Raw genomic sequence first — 19,177 nt, 5'->3', positions numbered from 1 at the left:
CGAGGGAAGCGCCCGCACCCCTTCACGAGGGAAACACGGGGCCGTGCCGAAACCCCGTGACGGGCGCGTGCGTTGACGTCCGGTCTGCGGAACCGGTCACGATCCAGAGATCCCGCGCGCCACGGCTCGGGGCCCGAGGTGCAGACCGGCGGTGGCTCCACCGGCCCGGCCCTCCCTCGGCGCCAGCGGTGGCCGGTCGTGCGGAGGGAGGGCATGTGGTGGTCGGTCGGCGCTGAAGGCCCGGCCCCGTGCGATGGCCGGCCGTGCTGAAGACCTCTGGCCGCGGGGTCGGTTGTGCTGGAGGTGAAGGCCTGCGTGGGGTTGGTTGGTTGCTGTGGGAGTGGAGCCCGCGTGGGGGATGTCACCGGGTGGAGTCGGGGGTGGAGGTAGAGGTGTGACGGCTGGAGGTCGGTGCGGGGGTGGTCAGCTGTGCTGGGGGACCGAGGCGAAGTGTTCCCGTAGGTGCGGCACGAGCTCGCCCGCCCGCTCGTCCACGAAGAACAGCCTGCCGCCCTCGATCTCCGCGACCTTCCTGACCCCCGGAATGGTGTCACGCAGCCATGCCGCCCACCGCAGCTCGAAGAACGCGTCGTCGGTGCCCCACACCACCAATGTGGGCACGGTGAGCGCGGCCAGCCCGGGTTCGATGGCGATGAGGTCCTTGGCGTCCAGCCCCGCCACGAACCGTTCGAAAGCGCGGCCGCGTTCGGGGTCGCCGAAGATCGGCCGGAGGAACCGGTCGACCAGTGCGGCGGGATCGTCGATGCGTTCGTAGCTCGTGCCGAAGGCGCTCTGCGCCACGAGCTCGGGCTGGTCGAGCAGTTGGGCGGTGAGCGGGGCGAGCTGTCCCTGCGCGGCGAGCTCGACCGTGGGCTTGAACGTCTCGGGCGGCAGATTGTCGTGCACGTCGCAGTTCGTCAGCGTGAACGTGCGCAGCCGTTCGGGATGCCTGACCGCGAAGACCTGCGCGATGGCGCCGCCGGTGTCGTTGGCGACGAGGTCGACCGTCCCGAGGTCGAGGTCCGCGCAGACCTCCTCGATCAGCTCGGCGAGCGCGGGGAGCGACAGGTCGTCTCTCGCCTCGCTCTGTCCGTGGAGGGGCAGGTCGAAGGCCACGCATCTGCGCTCGGCGCGGAGTTCGGCGATGACGTTGGCCCACAGGCTCGCGTTGGTGCCCAGGCCGTGCACGAACAGGGCGACCGGCCCGCGGCCTTCGTCGACGTAGGAGATTCCATGCGGCGTTCTCATCGTTCCTCCGATTGCATACCGACTGTCGGTCTAGAAAATAACCGACTGATAGTCGGTATGTCTAGAGTGTTCGCATGAACCTCAAGGCAGAGCGCGGCGCCGCCACCCGCGACAGGGTCCTGGCCATCGCCACCCGCCTGTTCGCCGAGCACGGCTACGACGGCACCTCGATCGAGATGGTCCTGCACGAATCGGCCCTGAGCAGAGGTGCGCTCTACCACCACTACGCGGGCAAGGACGCCCTGTTCGAGGCGGTCCTCGAGGCCGTGGAGGAGAGGGTCGGCCGCGAGATCGCCGAGGCGGTGACAAGGGCGGACGGCGCGGCCGGGGCGGCGACGGGGACAGCCGGCGCGGTCGGGGCGGGGGCGGGCGGCGCGGCCGAGGCGCTGCGCCTGGGCGTCCTGGCATGGGTCCGCCTGGCCGGCGACCCGGTGATCCAGAGGATCGTTCTCATCGACGCGCCCTCGGTGCTCGGCTGGGAGAAATGGCGCGAGGTCGAGGCCCGGCACGCCTTCGGCATGCTCAAGGGGGCGCTTCGGGCCACCGGGGCCGTTCCGGGCGACCATCTGGATCTGTACGCGCACATGCTGCTGGCGGCGGTCAACGAGATGGCATTGCTGGTGGCACGGACGGGGAAGACGGAGGAGGCGGAACGCGCGGTCGAGGACTTCCTCGCGCGCCTGCTGGCCGGACCTGCGCCGACCTGAACGAGGCATCCCCGTCGTTCACCGAGGAGGAGTCCCGCCTACCTGCCGACGGTCTCATGGAGCTGGAACATGGGCGGGCGACACCTGATACGAATCCCAGCGCGCGTCCACCGGGTCAGGCCCGGCCGCCGACCGGCTCGCCGCGCCCCGCGGGTGAACCTGCCCGAACAAGCGGGCTCGGCGTTCTGGAGGTGGCCACGTCATCAGCCGGACGAGGCCGGTGAGCGCGGTGAAGAGGAAGAGGTCGGGGGAAGCCGGCCGAAGACGCGGTTGGGGGAACGCCGGGTCACGGTCCGTGGCGTACGGCAGGCCGGGGTCGCGGAGACGTAGGCGACCGGGTCGTCCGGCCGAATTCTCGGCGACGCCCGGATGGCGATGCGGCAAACCCCCTTCAGCACCGGGATCGGGGGCTGTTAGCGTCCGGCCATGTCCGAACCTACGGCAACAGCAGACCTCGCCCCGGCGGTGGATCGGATTCCCGGATGGTTCTGGCCGACCGACCGGCGCCTGTTCGAGTGGTTCCTGTCGGCGGGCGATCAGGGAGACCTTCTCGAGCTCGGGACCTACCTGGGCAAGAGCGCGGTCCTGATCGGCGGGCATCTACGGCAAGGGGAAACGTTCACCGTCTGCGACCTGTTCGAGTCGGACGCGCCCGACGCCGACAACGACGCCGAGACCAGCAAGTCGTACTCCACGCTCACCCGGCGGAAGTTCGAGGACAACTACCTCAGCGTGCACGCCACTCTGCCGCGGATCGTGCACGGGCCGACCTCGGAGATCCTCGACCACGTCAAGCCCGGGTCCTGCAGGTTCGTCCATGTCGACGCGTCACACCTGTACGCGCACGTCAAGCAGGACGTGCTGGCGGCCAGGACGGTCCTGCGCGAGGACGGAGTCGTCGCGTTCGACGACTACCGGAGCGAGCACACGCCGGGCGTCGCCCTGGCGGTCTGGGAGGCCGTCTCCGCGCTGGGGCTGGAGCCGATCTGCGTCAGCACCCAGAAGCTCTACGCCACGTGGGGCGATCCCGCCCCTGTCCGGACGCGCATGCTCGCGTGGCTCGGCACCGTCCCCGACCTGTGGCACACCGTCGACGTGCTCGGCGAGCGTCAGCTCGTGCGCGTCAACCAGCGGAAGAAGCCGAAGCCCGCCGCGGGCGGCGGCGACCTGGCGGAACTGGAACGGCTGAGCGCCGAACTCCAGCGCACCTCGGCGGAGCTGAAGAAGACCGTGACCGAGTCCAGAACCGCCGTGCAGGCGCTACGGAAGGCGACGGGTGAGATCAGCCTGGCCGGGCCCGTCGTCCAGCGCGCCGTCCGGTGGACCCGCAAGCGGATCACCCGGCCTCGGTCGGCAGGCTGAGGGTCGTGGATCGGCGTCTTCCGCCCGGCCGTGAGCGGCGGGAAGGACGGCGCCGTCTAGGACCGGCGGTATCGGGTATCCAAGGACTTCTATCGCCGAACCAGGGGCTGATGGCGGAGCTGTCATGGGCGACAACCTCTTCCGCGCCGCGCTCGACGAGCTTGGCGCCGTGCTCGCGAAGCTGGACGAGCGGCAGGTCGACGCCGCGTGCCGGCTGATCGCCGACGCGACGACGGTCGGCGTCTACGGCTGCGGCAGGGAGGCGCTGCAGATCCAGGGCTTCGCGATGCGCCTCTTCCATCTCGGCCTGCCTGTGGCGGTGATCGGCGACATGACCATGCCGGCGCTGGGCCACGGCGACGTCTTCCTCGTCACCTCCGGCCCCGGCGAAACCGCCACGGTGCTGGCGCTGATGCGGACGGCGAAGGCGGCGGGCGCGACGAACCTGCTGCTGACGGCCGAGGCTGAGAGCAGCGCGGCCGAGCTCGCCGATCTGGCGATCGTGATCCCGGCGCAGACCATGGCCAGCGACCAGGGCGAAAGACGGACGTCCGTCCTGCCGATGGGCTCGGTCTACGAAGGCGCGCTGTTCGTGCTGTTCGAGGTGATGGTGCTGAAGCTCAGCACGTTGACGGGCGCCACGCGCGAGGCGATGCGCGCCAGGCACACCAACATGGAGTGAGCGAGCCGTCCCCCGCTCGTCAGGTCTCCCCGACGATGGCGCGCAGGGCGGCGACGTGCGCCTGGTAGGCGGCCCTGCCGGTCTTGGTGAGCGCGAGCCAGACCCGCTGCCTGGTGTCGCGCACGGCCTTGATCTGCTCCACATACCCGGCGTCCATCAGAACGCTGACGTGCTTGCTCAGCACCGAGTCGCTGACGCCGAGCCGCTCGCGGACCACGCCGAACTCGACCTTTTCGGCCGCCTCCAGCAGGGCGCAGATCCGCAGCCGGTTCGGCGCGTGGATCGTGGCGTCGAAGCCGTCCTCGGCCCTGTCGATCACCTTCATGCCGAGGTCCGCGCCCGCCGGTTGTGGACGATCCCGTATCCGATGATCCAGCCCATGGACAGGAGCGCCGCGGCCACCCAGACCCAGTTCCCCCTGTGGTCGAGTAGCTCGGCGGCGATCCAGAGCGCGGGCAGCGGCGCCGCCAGAACCAGTTGCCGGCGCAGCGTGAGCTCGCGAGGCGCGATCCCCGCCCTGTCGACCTGCCTGGAGTACAGGCGTTCGGTGAGCCACCAGCCGGCGCCGATGACAGCCAGCAGCGCGATCGTGACGAGAGGGGTGGTGTCCGCCAGCATCTGCGCCACCATGATGCCTGCCACCAGCAGGCTGATGACGGGGAAGAACCAGCCTTGGATCGGCGTGTTGCCCGCCGCGCGTGCCTGTCTGGCCGCGTCCAGTGCCGCGGCGGCCTCAAGGGGAGAGGGGCGGTCGACGTTCTCGTTTGTTTCCATACTGGAAAGGGTCGACCAGACTTTCCGTGTTGTCAACACTTGACTTTCCTCTATGGAAACAGTGCGCTCCGGCCCCGTCTGACAGACAGGGACGAGCCGACCGGCTCGGCCCGCTGTTCGTCCTCACGCACCACCTCGGTGACGCGCCCGGCGACGCGGCGGTCACCTTCCTGTCCTGCGGCCTCGACGAGGCGGTCAGTACCGCCCTCGAGGTCGCAGGGGGCAGGGGGGAGGGATCACGACGACGGCCGCCGGCGTGGTTCGCAGCGCGTCGGTGAGCTCGTCGACGAGCAGCGATGACAGGTGGTTCGTGGGTTCGTCGAGGATCAGCAGGTCGGGCCGCTCGGCCAGGCACAGCGCCAGATGCAGACGGCGCTGCTGCCCCTGGGACATCCGCCCCACCGGCGTGCGGAGCGCCTCACGGTCCAGCAGTCCCGTGCTCCCGAGCGGGAGAAGGTCGGTCTCGGCCACCTCACCCTGTGTGACGAGCTTCGCGGTGTGCCTGCGGTACACCTCGTGCGCGTGCAGATCGACCGGCCACGGGGGCACTTCCTGCGACAGGTAGGCGATGGCGGTGCCGGCGGAGCGGCGTACCGCCCCGGTCGACGGGGTGATGTGGCCGGCCAGGACGCCGAGCAGCGTCGACTTGCCGGCGCCGTTCGGGCCGGTGACGAGGATCCGGTCGCCGCCGTCCAGGTCCCATGAGATCAGCGCGCGCAGCCGTCCCTCGACCGTCACCTCGTCGCACCGCAGGATCGGCATGCCACGGCGCGTCCGCAGCTGTGGCCACCGCAACGACTGCGGCGGCTGCGGCACGCTCACCCGGTGCGCCTCCAGGACCTCTTGCCTGCGCCTCAGGCCTTGGACGACCCCTGGGGCGTGCGACTGGCGCTGGTGCTTTCCCGTGCCCTTGTCCGGCCGCCACCCTGTGGTGAGCCGGTTGCGAGCCTCCTGCACAGCCTGGGTCAGCCTGGCGTGCTCCGCCTGCTGGGCCTCGTATTCCTGTATCCACCGCTCCCGTTCCCGTCGGCGGCCCTCCTGCCAGCCGCCGTACCCTCCGGCGAACACGCGAGCACGGCCGTCCTCGCTCGGGTCCAGGTCGAGGAACTCCTCGGCCACCTCGCGCAGCAGGGCACGGTCGTGGGAGACGATCGCCAAACCGCCTGCCCGTGATCGCAGGTGGGAGGTCAGGAAGTCCAGACCGTCGGCGTCCAGATGGTTGGTCGGCTCGTCCAGCAGGAGGACGTCGTGGCTCCCGCCGAGCACGCATGCCAGGCGCACGCGATAACGCTCGCCGACGGACAACGTGGCGAGCTTCCTGTCACGGTCCGTGCACGCGTCGAGCCCTTCGAGGGCGATGTCGACCCGACGTTCCGCGTCCCACGCATCGAGGCGCGTCGCGGCGTCGAGGGCGGTCGCGTAGAGATCATCTGCACCCTCGTCGCCCCTTTCCAGACCCGCGGCGGCAAGGTCCAGCGCGCGCAGAGCCAGGTGCGGCAGGCGCACCGACTCGGCGACCAGGGTGCCGACGCTCTCTCCCGCATGGGCACGGAGCGACTGATGGACCACCCCCGATGTGCCCACGCGTTCGACGGCGCCGTCGTCGGGCGCGAGGTCGCCGGCCAGGACGCGCAGCAGCGTCGTCTTGCCCCGGCCGTTCTCACCCACGACGGCCGTCCGCGACCGGTGCGAGACCGTCACGGTGACGTCGGACAGCACAGGTCGCCCGCCGAGGACGACCCGTATCTCGCGGGCGCGGACGTGAGCGCTGGTCCCGGCCGGCAGGCGACCGGTCGTACTCAGTTCAGAGAGAAGTTCTTGCGTCGACCGGCTGGACGCAGGCCGACCGCGTGAGGGTGATGCCTTCACAGTGTGCTCCACAGTTCGCTCCGGAACCGGGCAGCACGAAGAAGCCGCCCGGTACGACTACCGGGACGGCGGACACACGAGAAGAGAGCTCAGTGCCGCGCCGTCAGGCGCGACGGCGGAGCTTCAGGGAGCCAACACCTCGATACATGCGCCTCATGCTACACACCCTCACGACCTGCCCTCCCGTCCGTCGACAAGGTGCTCGACGAGCCGGCCGAGCGGCTCCCACGAGGGCCCTCGCCGAGAACGCAGGCCGCGGCAGGCGGCGCTGGGCGGTTAGGCCGGACGGATCAGGGCAGGATTCGCATTATGGCAGGTCGGGGATGGCTCTCTCGGTGGCCGGTGCTCCGGCAACTCAAGGGAGAGGACGGCAGGAGCGATGCCGTGCGCTCGGCGCGGACCGACGCTCTGAGGCCGCGCACCGAGGAGGCGGACACGGTCGCCCGCTCGATCTGCCCGTACTGCGCGGTGGGCTGCGGCCAGCTCGTCTACGTCAAGGACGGCCGCGTCAGCCAGATCGAGGGCGACCCCGACTCGCCCATCTCGCGCGGGCGGCTGTGCCCCAAGGGCTCGGCCAGCAAGCAGCTCGTCACCCATCCGGGCCGCCAGACCCACGTGCTGTACCGCAGGCCGTACGGCACGCAGTGGGAGCGGCTGGATCTCGGCACCGCGATGGAGATGATCGCCGAGCGGGTGCTGAGGACGCGACGGGAGACCTGGCAGCAGACCTCTGAGGGCAAGGTCGTGCGCCGCACGCTGGGCATCGCCGGTCTGGGCGGGGCGACGCTCGACAACGAAGAGAACTACCTGATGAAGAAGCTCTACACCGCCCTCGGCGCGATCCAGGTGGAGAACCAGGCGCGCATTTGACACTCCTCCACCGTCCCCGGTCTGGGGACCAGCTTCGGGCGTGGCGGCGCGACCACCTTCCAGCAGGACCTGGCGGGTGCGGACTGCATCGTCATCCAGGGCTCCAACATGGCCGAATGCCACCCTGTGGGCTTCCAGTGGGTGGTGGAGGCCAAGGCACGGGGGGCGAAGGTCTTCCACGTGGATCCGCGCTTCACCCGGACCAGCGCGCTGGCCGACCGCCACCTGCCGATCCGCGCGGGTAGCGACATCGTGCTGCTCGGCGCCCTGATCAACCACGTCCTCGGCAACGAGCTCGACTTCCGCGAGTACGTGCTGGCCTACACCAACGCCGCCACCCTCGTGTCCGAGGACTTCCAGGACACCGAGGATCTCGACGGGCTGTTCTCCGGCTTCGATCCCGAGACGCGCTCGTACGACCCGGCGAGCTGGTCGTACGAGGGCACGGGCGAGCACGCGCCGGGCGAGACCCTGGAGGGCGGACTGCACCACGCGAGGGCCGCGGGGGCCGACCGCTACGGCTCCAGCGGCGCCGCCGCGCACCCCAGCCCGCCGACGGACCCGACGCTGCGCCACCCGCGCTGCGTCTACCGGGTCCTGAAGCGGCATTTCGCCCGTTACACCCCGGAGATGGTGGAGCAGCTGTGCGGCATCTCGCCGGAGGACTTCGCCGAACTCGCCGACGCGATCACCGCCAACTCCGGCAGGGAACGCACCACGGCATGGGTGTACTCCGTCGGCTGGACGCAGCACACGGTCGGCGCGCAGTACATCAGGACCGCGGCCATCCTCCAACTGCTGCTGGGGAACGTGGGCCGTCCCGGCGGCGGCATCCTGGCGCTGCGGGGACACGCGAGCATCCAGGGCTCGACCGACATCCCGACGCTGTTCAACATCCTGCCGGGCTACCTGGCCATGCCCCACGCCCACCGGCACGAAGCTCTGGACGACTACCTGGAGCGCGAGGGCGGCGACACCGGCTTCTGGGGCAACCGGCGCTCCTACATGGTGAGCCTGCTCAAGGCCTGGTGGGGAGAGGCGGCCACCGAGGAGAACGACTTCTGCTTCGACCACCTGCCGCGCCTGACCGGCGACCACAGCCACTACACCACCGTGATGGGCCAGATCGACGGGACGGTGAAGGGCTTCTTCGTGGTGGGGGAGAACCCCGCGGTCGGCTCCTCCGGCGGCCGCGCCCAGCGGCTCGGCCTGGCCAACCTCGACTGGCTGGTGGTGCGCGACCTGACGTTGGTGGAGACGGCCACGTTCTGGAAGGACGGTCCGGAACTCGAGACCGGCGAGATGCGCACCGAGGACATCGGCACCGAGGTGTTCTTCCTCCCGGCCGCGAGCCACGTGGAGAAGGAGGGCACCTTCACCAACACGCAGCGGCTCCTGCAGTGGAGGGAGAAGGCGCTCGACCCGCCCGGCGACTGCCGCAGCGACCTGTGGTTCTACTACCACCTCGGCAGACTCGTCAGGGAGCGGCTGACCGGGGACGAGATCGACCGGCCGGTGCGCGAGCTGACGTGGGACTACCCCGAGGTCGGCGAGCACAGGGACCCCTCGGCGGCGGCCGTGCTGCGGGAGATCAACGGCGTCGGCCCCGACGGCAGGGCGCTGTCGTCCTTCAGCCAGCTCAGGCCCGACGGGTCGACCGCGTGCGGCTGCTGGATCTACTGCGGCGTCTACGCCGACGAGGTCAACCAGGCCGCCCGGCGCAGGCCGGGCCGGGAACAGACGCCCGTGGCACCCGAATGGGGCTGGGCCTGGCCGGCCAACCGGCGGATCCTCTACAACCGCGCCTCCGCCGATCCGCAAGGCCGCCCGTGGAGCGAGCGCAAGGCGTACGTGTGGTGGGACGCGGAGCGCGGCGAGTGGACCGGGCACGACGTGCCCGACTTCGAGCGGAACAAGCCGCCTGACTACGTGCCGCCCGAGGGCGCCAGGGCCGAGGCCGCGCTGGCCGGGACCGACCCGTTCGTCATGCAGTCCGACGGGAAAGGCTGGCTGTACGTGCCGGCGGGCCTGGCCGACGGACCGCTGCCCACCCACTACGAGCCGCACGAGTCGCCGGTCGCCAACCCGCTGTACGGCCAGCGGGCCAACCCCGCGCGCCGGATCTACGCGCGTCCGGAAAGCCCCTACAACCCGCCGGAGTCGCCCCGCTATCCGTACGTGCTGACCACCTACCGGCTCACCGAGCACCACACGGCGGGCGCCATGAGCCGGCCGCTGGCCTACCTCGCCGAGCTGCAGCCCGCGCTGTTCTGTGAGGTGTCCCCGCAGCTCGCCGCCGAGCTCGGGCTGGTCAACGGCGACTGGGCCACGATCGTGACCAGCCGTACCGTGATCGAGGCCAGGGTGCTGGTCACCGGCCGGGTCCGGCCGCTGCGGATCCAGGGCAGGACTGTCCACCAGATCGGCATGCCCTACCACTGGGGGTGGGGCGGCGGCGGCCTGGTGACCGGCGACGTCACCAACGACCTGCTGCCGCTGGTGCTCGACCCGAACGTCTACATCCAGGAGGGCAAGGCCGTGACCTGCGACGTGCTGCCCGGAAGGCGCCCGAGGGGCCGGGCGATGCTCGACCTGCTGGAGGTCTACCGCGATGGTGGCTGAGCGGATGGGGTTCTTCACCGACACGAGCGTCTGTATCGGCTGCAAGGCCTGCGAGGTGGCCTGCAAGGAGTGGAACCAGCTGCCCGACGACGGGTTCGTGTTCGAGGCGACCTCCTACGACAACACCGGGCGGCTCGGGGCGAGCACCTGGCGCCACGTGGCCTTCATCGAGCAGTCGCGCCCCGTGCGGACGAACGGCGGCGGGGACGACAGCGGCGTGGACGACGGCGGCGTGGACCGCTGGCTGATGTCGTCGGACGTGTGCAAGCACTGCACCCACGCCGCCTGCCTGGACGTGTGCCCGACCGGCGCGCTGTTCAGGACCGAGTTCGGCACGGTGGTGGTGCAGGAGGACATCTGCAACGGCTGCGGCTACTGCGTGCCTGCCTGCCCGTTCGGCGTGATCGACCGCAGGGAGGACGACGGGCGGGCCTGGAAGTGCACGATGTGCTACGACCGGCAGCGCGGGGGCCTCGAACCGGCGTGCGCCAAGGCGTGCCCGACTGACTCGATCCAGTTCGGCCCGCTCGACGAGCTCCGGGAGCGGGCCGAGGGCAGGCTGGAGCGGCTGCACGCCGAGGGACGCACCGAGGCCCGGCTGTACGGCGAGAGCCCCGACGACGGGGTGGGCGGCGCGGGGGCGTTCTTCCTGCTGCTGGACGAGCCGGAGGTGTACGGCCTGCCGCCGGATCCCGTGGTGACCACCCGCGACCTGCCGTCCATGTGGCGCTGGGCGGGGGCTGCGGCGCTGTCCTTGGCAGGGGTGGTGGCAGTGGCCTTCGCGGCGTCCCCCAACGGGGGCCGACGGTGACGCGGGAGCGGGCGATGGTGCAGGAGGCCGAGTTCCGGTCGTACTACGGCCGGCCGGTGATCAAGCCTCCGATCTGGCATGAACCACACATGCCCACCTATCTCTACCTGGGCGGTCTGTCCGGTGCCTCGTCGGTGATGGCCGTGATGGCGGGGTTCACCGGGCACCACCGGCTCGCGCGCACCGCCCGGCTCGCGGCGGCACTCGGGGCGATCACCGGTTCCGGCCTCCTGGCGGCCGAGCTGGGCAGGCCCGAACGGTTCCTCAACATGTTGCGTGTGTTCAAGCCGACCTCGCCGATGAGCGTGGGCTCCTGGATCCTGGCCGCCCAGGGAGGGCTGTCGGCGGTCGCCGCCTCGTCCGAGTTGACGGGGGTCCTGCCCCTCGTGGGCGACGCCGCGGCCCTCGCCACGGGAGTGACGGGTCCGCTGACCGCCACCTACACCGCCGTCCTGGTCGCCGACACCGCCGTGCCCGCCTGGCACGAGGCGTACAGGGAGCTGCCGTTCCTGTTCGCCGGGAGCGCGCTGGCCGGCGCGGGGGCGCTGGGCATGCTGGCGGCGCCCCGCGCGGAGCAGCGGCCCGCCCGTGCGGTGGCGATGCTCGGGGCCGTCATGGAGACCGCCGCGGCCGCGGTGATGGAGCGCAGGCTGGGGCCGGCGGGCGAGCCGTACCGGCTGGGGAGGGCGGGCCGCCTGATGCGCTCGGCCCGCGCGCTGACGGTCTGCGGCGGGCTGTTCGCCGCGGCCGCCGGGCGCGGCCGTACGCTCAGCGTGCTGTCCGGCCTCGCCCTTACGGCCGGCGCCCTGTGCACCCGCTTCGGCATCCTGGAAGCGGGTAGGGCATCGGCAGCCGACCCGAAGTACACGGTCGTGCCCCAGAGGCGGCGCCTCGACGACGGAGCCGCCGATGGACGGTGACGGCGTGTGCCGCCGCGGTCACCGCCCCGCCGCGGGGTAGGTTCTTGCTTGGAGGCGTGAGGGCGCCTGGTGGCCCCCGCGGTCTTCAAAACCGACGAGGCCGAGGTCCTCGGCCTGGCGGGTTCGATTCCCGTCCGCCTCCGTTCTATTTTCGAAGAGTGGACCCACGAAGGCACGTGCCGCGCACCGACGCCGTGCTCGCCGATCCGCGGCTGGTCGCGGAGGGCGGGCGGCTGGGCTGGTCGGTCGTCAAGGACGCGGTGGTGCGGGCCCAGCAGCGGGCCCGGCTCGGCGAGATCGCCCCCGAGCAGGTCGCGGACGCGGCCCTCGCGGCGCTTCCCGCGCAGGCCGCCAGCCTGCGCGCGGTGATCAACGCGACCGGCGTGCTGATCCACACCAACCTCGGCAGGGCGCCGCTGTCGCCCGCCGCGGTCGAGGCGATGGCGGCCGCGGCCGGTGCCGCCGACGTGGAGTTCGACCTGGAGACCGGGGCCAGGGCCCGCCGCGGGCGGGGCGCGATGGAGGCTCTCGCGCGCGCCGTCCCTGCCGCCGAGGACGTGCACGTCGTCAACAACAACGCCGCCGCGCTCGTCCTGGTGGCCACCGTGCTCGCCGCAGGGCGGGAGATCGTGATCAGCCGCGGCGAGCTGGTGGAGATCGGCGACGGATTCCGCATTCCCGACCTGCTCGTCTCCACAGGGGCGCGGCTGCGCGAGGTCGGCACCACCAACCGCACCTCGTGCGGCGACTACGCGGCGGCCGTGGGGCCGGAGACCGGATGCGTGCTCAAGGTGCACCCGTCGAACTTCCGTGTCGAAGGTTTCACCGGCGCCGCCGAGGTGGCGGAGCTGACCGGGCTGGGCGTGCCCGTCGTGGCCGACATCGGTTCGGGCCTGCTCGCCCGCGAGCCGCTGCTGCCCGCCGAGCCCGACGCGACGACCGTGCTCCAGGCGGGGGCGGATCTCGTGACCGCCAGCGGCGACAAGCTGCTGGGCGGACCGCAGGCGGGGCTCCTGCTCGGCCGCCGTGACCTGGTCGAACGGTGCAGGCGGCACCCGCTGGCCCGTGCGCTGCGGGTCGACAAGCTGACGCTGGCGGCGCTGGAGGCGACACTCCGCGGCCCCGCCGTCCCGGTCCGCCAGGCGCTGCACGCCGATCCCGCGGCGCTCGCCGACCGGGCGGAGGCGCTCGCCGACAAGCTGGCCGGCGCGGGGATCGAGGCGCGAGCCGTGCCGAGCAGGGCCGCCGTCGGGGGCGGGGGAGCGCCGGGCGTCACGCTGGCGAGCGCCGCCGTGAGCCTGCCCGAGTGGTTCGCTGTACCGCTGCGAACCGGCGATCCCCCCGTCGTCGGCCGGATCGCGGGCGGGAGACTGCTGCTCGACCTCCGTACCGTCGCCGGCGACCGTGACGGCGATGTGGCCCGCGCGATCCTCGAGGTGAGCGGCTGATGGACGTCGTCGCCACGGCGGGTCACGTCGACCACGGCAAGTCCACGCTCGTGCGGGCGCTCACCGGGATGGAGCCCGACCGGCTGGAGGAGGAGCGGCGGCGGGGGCTGACGATCGAGCTCGGCTACGCCTGGACGACCCTCCCCTCGGGGCGGCGCCTCGCCTTCGTGGACGTGCCGGGCCACGAGCGGTTTCTCGGCACGATGCTGGCCGGGGTGGGCCCGGTGCCGGCCGTCATGTTCGTGGTGGCCGCCGACGAGGGCTGGATGCCGCAGTCCGAGGAGCACCTGGTGGCACTCGAGGCCCTCGGCGTACGGCACTGCCTGCTCGCGGTGACACGCGCCGACCTCGCCGACCCGGCCCCGGCGATCGAGCAGGCACGGACCCGCATGGCCGCCGCCGGCCTCGGTGGCGCGGGCCTGGACGCGGGCGGTGCGGCGGGCTTGGATGGCGCTGGTCTGGACGGGGCCGGTGGGGTGGCGGGGCCGGGTCGCGTCGAGGCGGTGGGGGTGAGCGGACGCACCGGCCAGGGGCTCGGCGAGCTGCGGGAGGCCCTGGAGCGGCTGGTCGCCGGGCTGCCCGCGCCCGATCCAGGGGCGCCGGTCCGGCTGTGGATCGACCGCGTGTTCACCGTGACGGGCAGTGGCACGGTCGTGACCGGGACCCTGGCCGGGGGCACGATCTCGGTGGGCGACGAGCTGGCGCTCGGCGGCGAGCCGGTGCGGGTCCGGGCGCTGGAGTCCCTCAAGGAGCCGCTCGCCTCGGTGACCGGCCTCGCCAGGGTGGCGGTGAACCTGAAGGGCCGCGGCCTCCCCGAGCGAGGCGGGGCGCTGGTCACACCCGGCCGATGGACGTTCACCGACCTGGTCGACGTCCGGATCTCACCTGTCGGAGCCCTCGTGGGTCCCGGCCGCGGACAGGGTGAGCGGCACCTGCCCAGGCGGCTCACCGCGCACATCGGGTCGGCGGCGGTGGCGTGCGAGGTGCGGCCGCTCGGCGGGCACGTCGTGCGGCTGCGCCTGGCCGTCCCGCTCCCGCTCCACCTCGGGGACGTGCTGCTGTTGCGCGACCCGGGCCGCGACAGGGCCGAGGTTCGGGTGCTGGCGGGGGCGAGCGTGCTCGACGTGCGGCCGCCGGAGCTCGGCCGCCGGGGGGCGGCGCGGGCGCGCGCGGCGCGGCTGGAGTCGGCCACGCCCGACGCGACCTCCGTCCTGCGCACCCATCGGCTGCTGCGCGCCGCCGACCTGATCGCGATGGCCGGGGCTACAGGAGGGCACCCGGTCTGCGGCGACTGGTACGCCGACCCCGAGCACTGGGCGCGGCTGGCCAGGCGGCTGGCCGAGGTGGCCCGGCGGTACGCGGTGGAGCATCCGCTGGAGCCCGGCATGCCGGTCGAGGCGGCCAGGCACGAGCTCGGCCTGCCCGACCGGCGGCTGGTCGTCGCGCTGGTGCGCCCGCCGCTCACGGTCGCCGAGGGTCGCGTCCTCGCCGAGCCTTCCGGGCGGACTTCCGGCCTGCCCGTGCCGGTGGCCCGGGCCGTCGCGCGGCTGAGGGCCGAGCTGTCGGCGCACCCCTACCAGGCGCCGGAGACGTCGCGGCTGGCCCAGCTGGGGCTGGGCACAAGGGAACTGGCGGCGGCGGTACGGGCGGGGAGCCTGCTGCGCGTGACCGAAGGTGTGGTGCTGCTGCCCGGCGCGGACAGCGGGGCGGCGGAGCTGCTGAGGCGGCTGCCGCAGCCTTTCACGGTCAGCCAGGCCAGGCGCGCCCTCGACACCAGCCGAAGGGTCGCGGTGCCGCTGCTGGAACACCTCGACCGGAGCGGGATCACCGAACGGGTGGACGAGATCCACCGCCGCTGCCGATGACCGAAGGGGGCGGCGCCGCAGCGGCTCGAGCAGGCCGTGACGCCGGTCGAGGCCACGCCGCTACGCGGACGCGGGCCCGCGATCGCGCATCCTGAGGGCGACGCCGTTTGAACGATTCGTGTGCCCTTGCCAGGGAATATTACGGTTGTCACGCGACCGCGTGGCAGGGGACTCACGTCTTCCAAGGAGGATGTCATGATCATCCTCGGTGTGATACTGGTGGTGCTCGGGTGGCTGCTCGGCATCTCGATCCTGTACACGATCGGCGCCATTCTCCTTGTCATCGGCCTCGTGCTGCTGTTGCTGGGCGCGGTCGGACGTCCGGTCGGCGGCCGGCGGTACTGGTTCTGAGCAGGGCGCGATCCCCGGACGGCCCGCGCGGCGGGCGCCGGCGTCGAGGGGGGTGCCGAGAGGCGGGTGGCGAAGGCGCCTCTAGGTGGCGTCCATCATGCGGTTCGCCCAGGCCCAGGCGGTGATCTCGACCCGGTTGCGCACCCGGAGCTTGGTCTGGATGCCGGAGATGTGGCCCTTGACCGTGCTCAGGGAAATGAACAACTCGGCGGCGATCTCCTGGTTGGTGCGGCCTCTGGCGACGGCCATGACGACTTCGGCCTCCCGTTCGGACAACGGACTGGCGGGCTCGCGGGCGGCCGGAGCGCCGGCGGACCTCAAGTGACGCAGCAGGCGCAGGGTGACCGAGGGCGAGATCAGGGCGTCCCCGGCGTTGGCGGCCCGCACGGCCTCGACGAGCAGGCCAGGGCCCGCGTCCTTCAGGACGAAGCCGACCGCGCCGCCGTGCAGCGCGCCGTAGACGTACTCGTCGAGGTCGAAGGTCGTGACCACGATCACGCGGAGCGGGGAGGAGACACCGGGGCCGGCCAGAGCGCGGGTGACGTCGATGCCGTCGAGGCGAGGCATCCGGATGTCCACGAGGCACACGTCCGGCCGTAGCCTGCGCGCCAGAGTGACCGCATCGGCGCCGTCCGCGGCCTCGCCCACCACCTCGATGTCGGGCTGGTCCTCGAGGATGACCCGGAGGCTGGCGCGGACCATCGCCTGGTCGTCGGCGAGCAGCACCCTGATGGTCATCGGCGCTCCCACGCGGGGACGGGCAGGGTGGCGAGCACCGACCAGCCGGCCCCGTGGCGCGGGCCCGCGGACAGCGTGCCTCCCAGGGCCTCGAGGCGTTCGCGCATCCCCACCAGGCCGTACCCGGCCCGGCGGTGGTGCAGGGCCGGTGCCGGCGGGGCGTCGTCGACGACCTCGACGACGACCGCGTCGCCGTCCCTGGAGACGTCGACCATGACGGAGCGCGCGTGAGGGGCGTGCCGGGAGATGTTGGTCAGCGACTCCTGAACGACCCGGTAGACGGTGCTGCTCACTTCGGGCGGCCACCCCGACGTGTCCTCGTCGCCGGGCAGCCGCAGGCGTACGGCCGGCCCCTCGAAGCGGGTGACCAGGTCGCTGAGCCGTTCGGCGCCGAGCGTGGCAAGGGCCGCGTCGTCGGCGTCGCGCAGCAGGCCGACGAGGCGGCGCATGGCGGCCAGCGCGTCGGAGCCTGCTGCCTCGATGCCCGCCAGGGAGTCGTCCAGCCGCTCCGCCTGCTTGCGGGCCAGGAGCCTGGCGGCCTGGGACTGGAGCACGATGCCGGTGACGTGGTGCGCGACGACGTCGTGCAGCTCCCTGGCCAGTTGCAGGCGCTCGTCGCGGCGTACCCTCTCGGCGGCGGCACGGCGGCGGGCGGCGAGCAGCCGCAGGCACAGCCCGGCCGAAAGGCCGGCGAGCAGGACTGCGCCACTCAGCGCGGTCACCGGGGGGAGGCCGGCCGAGGACGTGTCGGACGTGAGCGGGCCGCCGATGACCACCGCGAGCCCTCCGGCGGCGAGGGCGCAGGCCGGCGGGGCGGGAAGCGCTCTGGTGGTGGAGCCGACGAGCACGGACAGGCCCAGCGCCATGGCCGGGCCTGGCTCGGCCGGCAGATGGGCGAACAGGCCGGCCACGACGGCCGCCCCCGCGACGGCCAGGCCGGCGACGGCGGCCCAGGCCCGGTCGCGCCTGCGGACCAGCGCGATCACGCACACCACCGCGCCGGCGGCGCAGCCGAATTGCCAGTAGCCGGGACCCCAGCTTTCCGCGATCCGGGACGCCTGGAAGGCGAGCGCCGCCGCGAACACGGCGCCGAGCACGACATCGGCCGGCCACCCCCGAAGATGCATGCGGCTCAGGCTAGGAGATCGCCTCCTGCCGGCAGAACCGGCCGAAAGTACGGTCTCGGTCGGTACCGCCGGCCGTGATGACACCGTGCGGGCGGCAGGGGACGACTGGGGTCAATCCTGCGACGCGCGGTGGCGGGACCTGGCCTTCGCCACTGTCGCCACCGTCATGATCACCATGAGCACCGCGAACAGCGCCGCCGATCCGGCCACCACGGGATTGACGAAGCCGGGCACCAGGTCGGGGCCGCACGTGGTGTCGTGCAGGGGCCACATGCTGTGCGATCCGCCGTCCGGGCCGCGGTGGCCGTAGCCGTACAGGTCGGGCCGGGCCAGCCCGCACCGGTCGTCGGGGTCGGTCCACGCCCCGAAGGTGGTCGTCCTGAGGCCGTAGCCGTAGGCGGCGATCGCCGCGCACGCCGACGCGGCGGTGAGCAGCCATCCCGCCCGCAGCGCCCTCGTCCTGTCTCGCACCGCCGTCCGGCCGGCGCGGCGGGACAGGCCGAGGGCGGCCGGCACGACCAGCGCCAAGGCGGCCAGCGCGGGCACGGGCCAGGCGAGCATCAGGAGGAGGAGCGCGATGAGCAGGATGACGTTCATGGGAGCGCCACCATATCTCAGTATATAAGAGTTGACTTATATAAGCCGTGCCTGGCATAGTCTCCCGCATGCACGCCTTCGACGTTCTCGGTGACCCCGTACGTCGCCGCATCCTGGAGCTGCTGGTCGACGGGGAGCAGACCTCAGGTTCGCTCACCACCGCCATTCAGGCGGAGTTCGGCATCTCCCAGCCGGCCGTCTCCCAGCACCTGCGCGTGCTGCGCGACTCCGGGTTCGCCAGCGTGCGCGCCGAGGGCGTGCGGCGGCTGTACGTCGTCAACGCCGCACCCCTGCAGGAGATCGACATCTGGCTGGAACAGTTCCGCCGCTTCTGGAACCACCACCTCGACGCCCTGGCGACCGAGCTCGCCAGGGGCAAGCGCGAACGCCGTAAGGCCACCGAAGAGAAGAGAGCGAAATGATCGACATCCTGGCCCAGATCAACGCCACGAGCCGCGGCGTCAGGCGCGACGACGAGAGCGTGACCGTCGTCATGGGGCGCACCTACCAGGCGTCGGTGGAGGACGTCTGGGACGCGCTCACCGACCCCGACCGCATCAAGCGCTGGCTCATGCCCATCAGCGGCGACCTGCGCGTCGGGGGGAGGTTCCAGCTCGAAGGCAACGCCGGCGGCGAGATCCTCGAGTGCGACCCGCCGCACCGCTTCAGGGCCACCTTCGGGGACGCGAGCAGCCTCGTGGAGGTGAGGCTGCGCGCGGACGGCGACGAGCGCACCGACTTCGAGTTCGAGCACACCGTCCCGATCGCGATGGCGGTCAGCGGCGCGGGAGCCTTCTACGTCGGCCCCGGCTGGGACGGCGCCGTGCTGGGCCTGGATCTGTTCCTGCGCGGCGAAACGGCCGCAGACCCGGTCGAGGCGGCCAACTCCGAGGAGGCGCAGCGCTACTCCAAGGAGTCGGTGCTGGCCTGGACGTCGGTGATCGAGAAGTCGGGCACCGCCACCGCCGAGGAGATCGCGGCGGGCAGGCAGGTCGCGCTGGACCAGTTCGCCCCCGGCCTCGACCAGCCGCTGTGATCCTGCGGGCCGGGTGGGCGCGGTGAGGCTGAGAGGGACGGCCGAACCGTTTCCACGCGCCAGGCGGCGCGGCACCGGAAGGCGCCCCGGCCGAGTCCGTGCCCTTCCTTTACCAGGACCACGGATCTCCCAGGTGGACCGTTGCGTCCG

18 protein-coding genes and 1 tRNA gene are annotated in these 19,177 nt (G+C 72.2%); 12 read left to right on the top strand and 7 right to left on the bottom strand.

Annotation, left to right across the window (positions count from 1 at the left end; genetic code table 11):
- Positions 1 to 423: 423 nt before the first annotated feature.
- Positions 424 to 1,248, bottom strand: a complete 825-nt coding sequence (locus ACFSKW_RS00815) for an alpha/beta fold hydrolase (RefSeq protein WP_379568019.1) — start codon at positions 1,246 to 1,248, stop codon at positions 424 to 426.
- A gap of 74 nt (positions 1,249 to 1,322) precedes the next feature.
- Here ACFSKW_RS00815 and ACFSKW_RS00810 point away from each other — a divergent pair, with 74 nt between their 5' ends.
- From ACFSKW_RS00810 to ACFSKW_RS00800, 3 genes are all read left to right on the top strand, one after another.
- Positions 1,323 to 1,955, top strand: coding sequence for a TetR/AcrR family transcriptional regulator (locus tag ACFSKW_RS00810; RefSeq protein WP_379568017.1), 633 nt, complete (start codon positions 1,323 to 1,325; stop codon positions 1,953 to 1,955).
- Positions 1,956 to 2,381: 426 nt separating this feature from the next.
- Positions 2,382 to 3,317 (top strand): class I SAM-dependent methyltransferase, encoded by a 936-nt coding sequence (locus ACFSKW_RS00805; protein WP_379568015.1) that lies wholly within the window; start codon positions 2,382 to 2,384, stop codon positions 3,315 to 3,317.
- Positions 3,318 to 3,441: 124 nt separating this feature from the next.
- On the top strand, positions 3,442 to 3,999 hold the full coding sequence (locus ACFSKW_RS00800) for an SIS domain-containing protein (protein WP_379568013.1): 558 nt from the start codon (positions 3,442 to 3,444) through the stop codon (positions 3,997 to 3,999).
- A 19-nt stretch (positions 4,000 to 4,018) separates the two neighbouring features.
- On the opposite strand, the gene ACFSKW_RS00795 is transcribed toward ACFSKW_RS00800, so the two are convergent.
- From ACFSKW_RS00795 to ACFSKW_RS00785, 3 genes are all read right to left on the bottom strand, one after another.
- Complete coding sequence (locus ACFSKW_RS00795) at positions 4,019 to 4,324, bottom strand: transcriptional regulator (RefSeq protein ID WP_379568012.1); 306 nt, start codon at positions 4,322 to 4,324, stop codon at positions 4,019 to 4,021.
- Positions 4,321 to 4,773 carry a hypothetical protein gene (locus ACFSKW_RS00790; protein ID WP_379568010.1) on the bottom strand — a complete coding sequence of 151 codons (453 nt, stop codon included), beginning with the start codon at positions 4,771 to 4,773 and terminating at the stop codon, positions 4,321 to 4,323. The genes ACFSKW_RS00795 and ACFSKW_RS00790 overlap by 4 nt, the downstream gene beginning before the upstream one ends.
- 195 nt (positions 4,774 to 4,968) lie before the next feature.
- A complete protein-coding gene (locus ACFSKW_RS00785; RefSeq protein WP_435192454.1) occupies positions 4,969 to 6,576 on the bottom strand; it encodes an ATP-binding cassette domain-containing protein in 1,608 nt (535 codons plus the stop codon).
- Positions 6,577 to 6,951: 375 nt separating this feature from the next.
- Here ACFSKW_RS00785 and fdh point away from each other — a divergent pair, with 375 nt between their 5' ends.
- From fdh to ACFSKW_RS00750, 7 genes are all read left to right on the top strand, one after another.
- Positions 6,952 to 10,134 carry a formate dehydrogenase gene (gene fdh / locus ACFSKW_RS00780; protein WP_379568006.1) on the top strand — a complete coding sequence of 1,061 codons (3,183 nt, stop codon included), beginning with the start codon at positions 6,952 to 6,954 and terminating at the stop codon, positions 10,132 to 10,134.
- Positions 10,124 to 10,945: a 4Fe-4S dicluster domain-containing protein gene (locus tag ACFSKW_RS00775; protein WP_379568004.1), complete on the top strand. Its 822-nt coding sequence runs from the start codon at positions 10,124 to 10,126 to the stop codon at positions 10,943 to 10,945. The genes fdh and ACFSKW_RS00775 overlap by 11 nt, the downstream gene beginning before the upstream one ends.
- Positions 10,946 to 10,959: 14 nt before the next feature.
- Complete coding sequence (nrfD, locus tag ACFSKW_RS00770; protein ID WP_379568002.1) at positions 10,960 to 11,865, top strand: NrfD/PsrC family molybdoenzyme membrane anchor subunit; 906 nt, start codon at positions 10,960 to 10,962, stop codon at positions 11,863 to 11,865.
- Between the two features lie 50 nt (positions 11,866 to 11,915).
- A tRNA-Sec gene (locus ACFSKW_RS00765) sits at positions 11,916 to 12,008 on the top strand.
- A gap of 15 nt (positions 12,009 to 12,023) precedes the next feature.
- A complete protein-coding gene (gene selA, locus ACFSKW_RS00760) occupies positions 12,024 to 13,313 on the top strand; it encodes an L-seryl-tRNA(Sec) selenium transferase (protein WP_379568000.1) in 1,290 nt (429 codons plus the stop codon).
- A complete protein-coding gene (locus tag ACFSKW_RS00755) occupies positions 13,313 to 15,178 on the top strand; it encodes a SelB domain-containing protein (RefSeq protein WP_379567998.1) in 1,866 nt (621 codons plus the stop codon). The genes selA and ACFSKW_RS00755 overlap by 1 nt, the downstream gene beginning before the upstream one ends.
- Positions 15,179 to 15,373: 195 nt before the next feature.
- Positions 15,374 to 15,529: a DUF6131 family protein gene (locus tag ACFSKW_RS00750; protein WP_379567997.1), complete on the top strand. Its 156-nt coding sequence runs from the start codon at positions 15,374 to 15,376 to the stop codon at positions 15,527 to 15,529.
- Between the two features lie 81 nt (positions 15,530 to 15,610).
- Here the strand turns inward: ACFSKW_RS00750 and ACFSKW_RS00745 are convergent, their stop codons facing one another.
- From ACFSKW_RS00745 to ACFSKW_RS00735, 3 genes are all read right to left on the bottom strand, one after another.
- Positions 15,611 to 16,267 (bottom strand): response regulator, encoded by a 657-nt coding sequence (locus ACFSKW_RS00745; RefSeq protein ID WP_379567995.1) that lies wholly within the window; start codon positions 16,265 to 16,267, stop codon positions 15,611 to 15,613.
- On the bottom strand, positions 16,264 to 17,394 hold the full coding sequence (locus tag ACFSKW_RS00740; RefSeq protein ID WP_379567993.1) for a sensor histidine kinase: 1,131 nt from the start codon (positions 17,392 to 17,394) through the stop codon (positions 16,264 to 16,266). Before ACFSKW_RS00740 ends, ACFSKW_RS00745 begins: the two co-directional genes overlap by 4 nt.
- Before the next feature lie 111 nt (positions 17,395 to 17,505).
- Complete coding sequence (locus ACFSKW_RS00735) at positions 17,506 to 17,991, bottom strand: hypothetical protein (protein WP_379567991.1); 486 nt, start codon at positions 17,989 to 17,991, stop codon at positions 17,506 to 17,508.
- Positions 17,992 to 18,059: 68 nt separating this feature from the next.
- On the opposite strand from ACFSKW_RS00735, the gene ACFSKW_RS00730 reads away from it, so the two are divergent.
- The gene (locus tag ACFSKW_RS00730) at positions 18,060 to 18,413 is read left to right on the top strand and encodes an ArsR/SmtB family transcription factor (protein WP_379567989.1); all 354 of its coding nucleotides are present in this window, start codon (positions 18,060 to 18,062) and stop codon (positions 18,411 to 18,413) included.
- Positions 18,410 to 19,027, top strand: coding sequence for an SRPBCC family protein (locus ACFSKW_RS00725; RefSeq protein WP_379567987.1), 618 nt, complete (start codon positions 18,410 to 18,412; stop codon positions 19,025 to 19,027). The genes ACFSKW_RS00730 and ACFSKW_RS00725 overlap by 4 nt, the downstream gene beginning before the upstream one ends.
- The last annotated feature ends 150 nt before the right edge of the window (positions 19,028 to 19,177 follow it).

This window comes from Nonomuraea mangrovi (assembly GCF_042681425.1).
GTDB classification, from domain to species: Bacteria; Actinomycetota; Actinomycetes; order Streptosporangiales; family Streptosporangiaceae; genus Nonomuraea; species Nonomuraea mangrovi.
The sequence above is the reverse complement of the archived record's forward strand: the minus strand, read 5'-3'. Positions and strand labels throughout refer to the sequence as shown.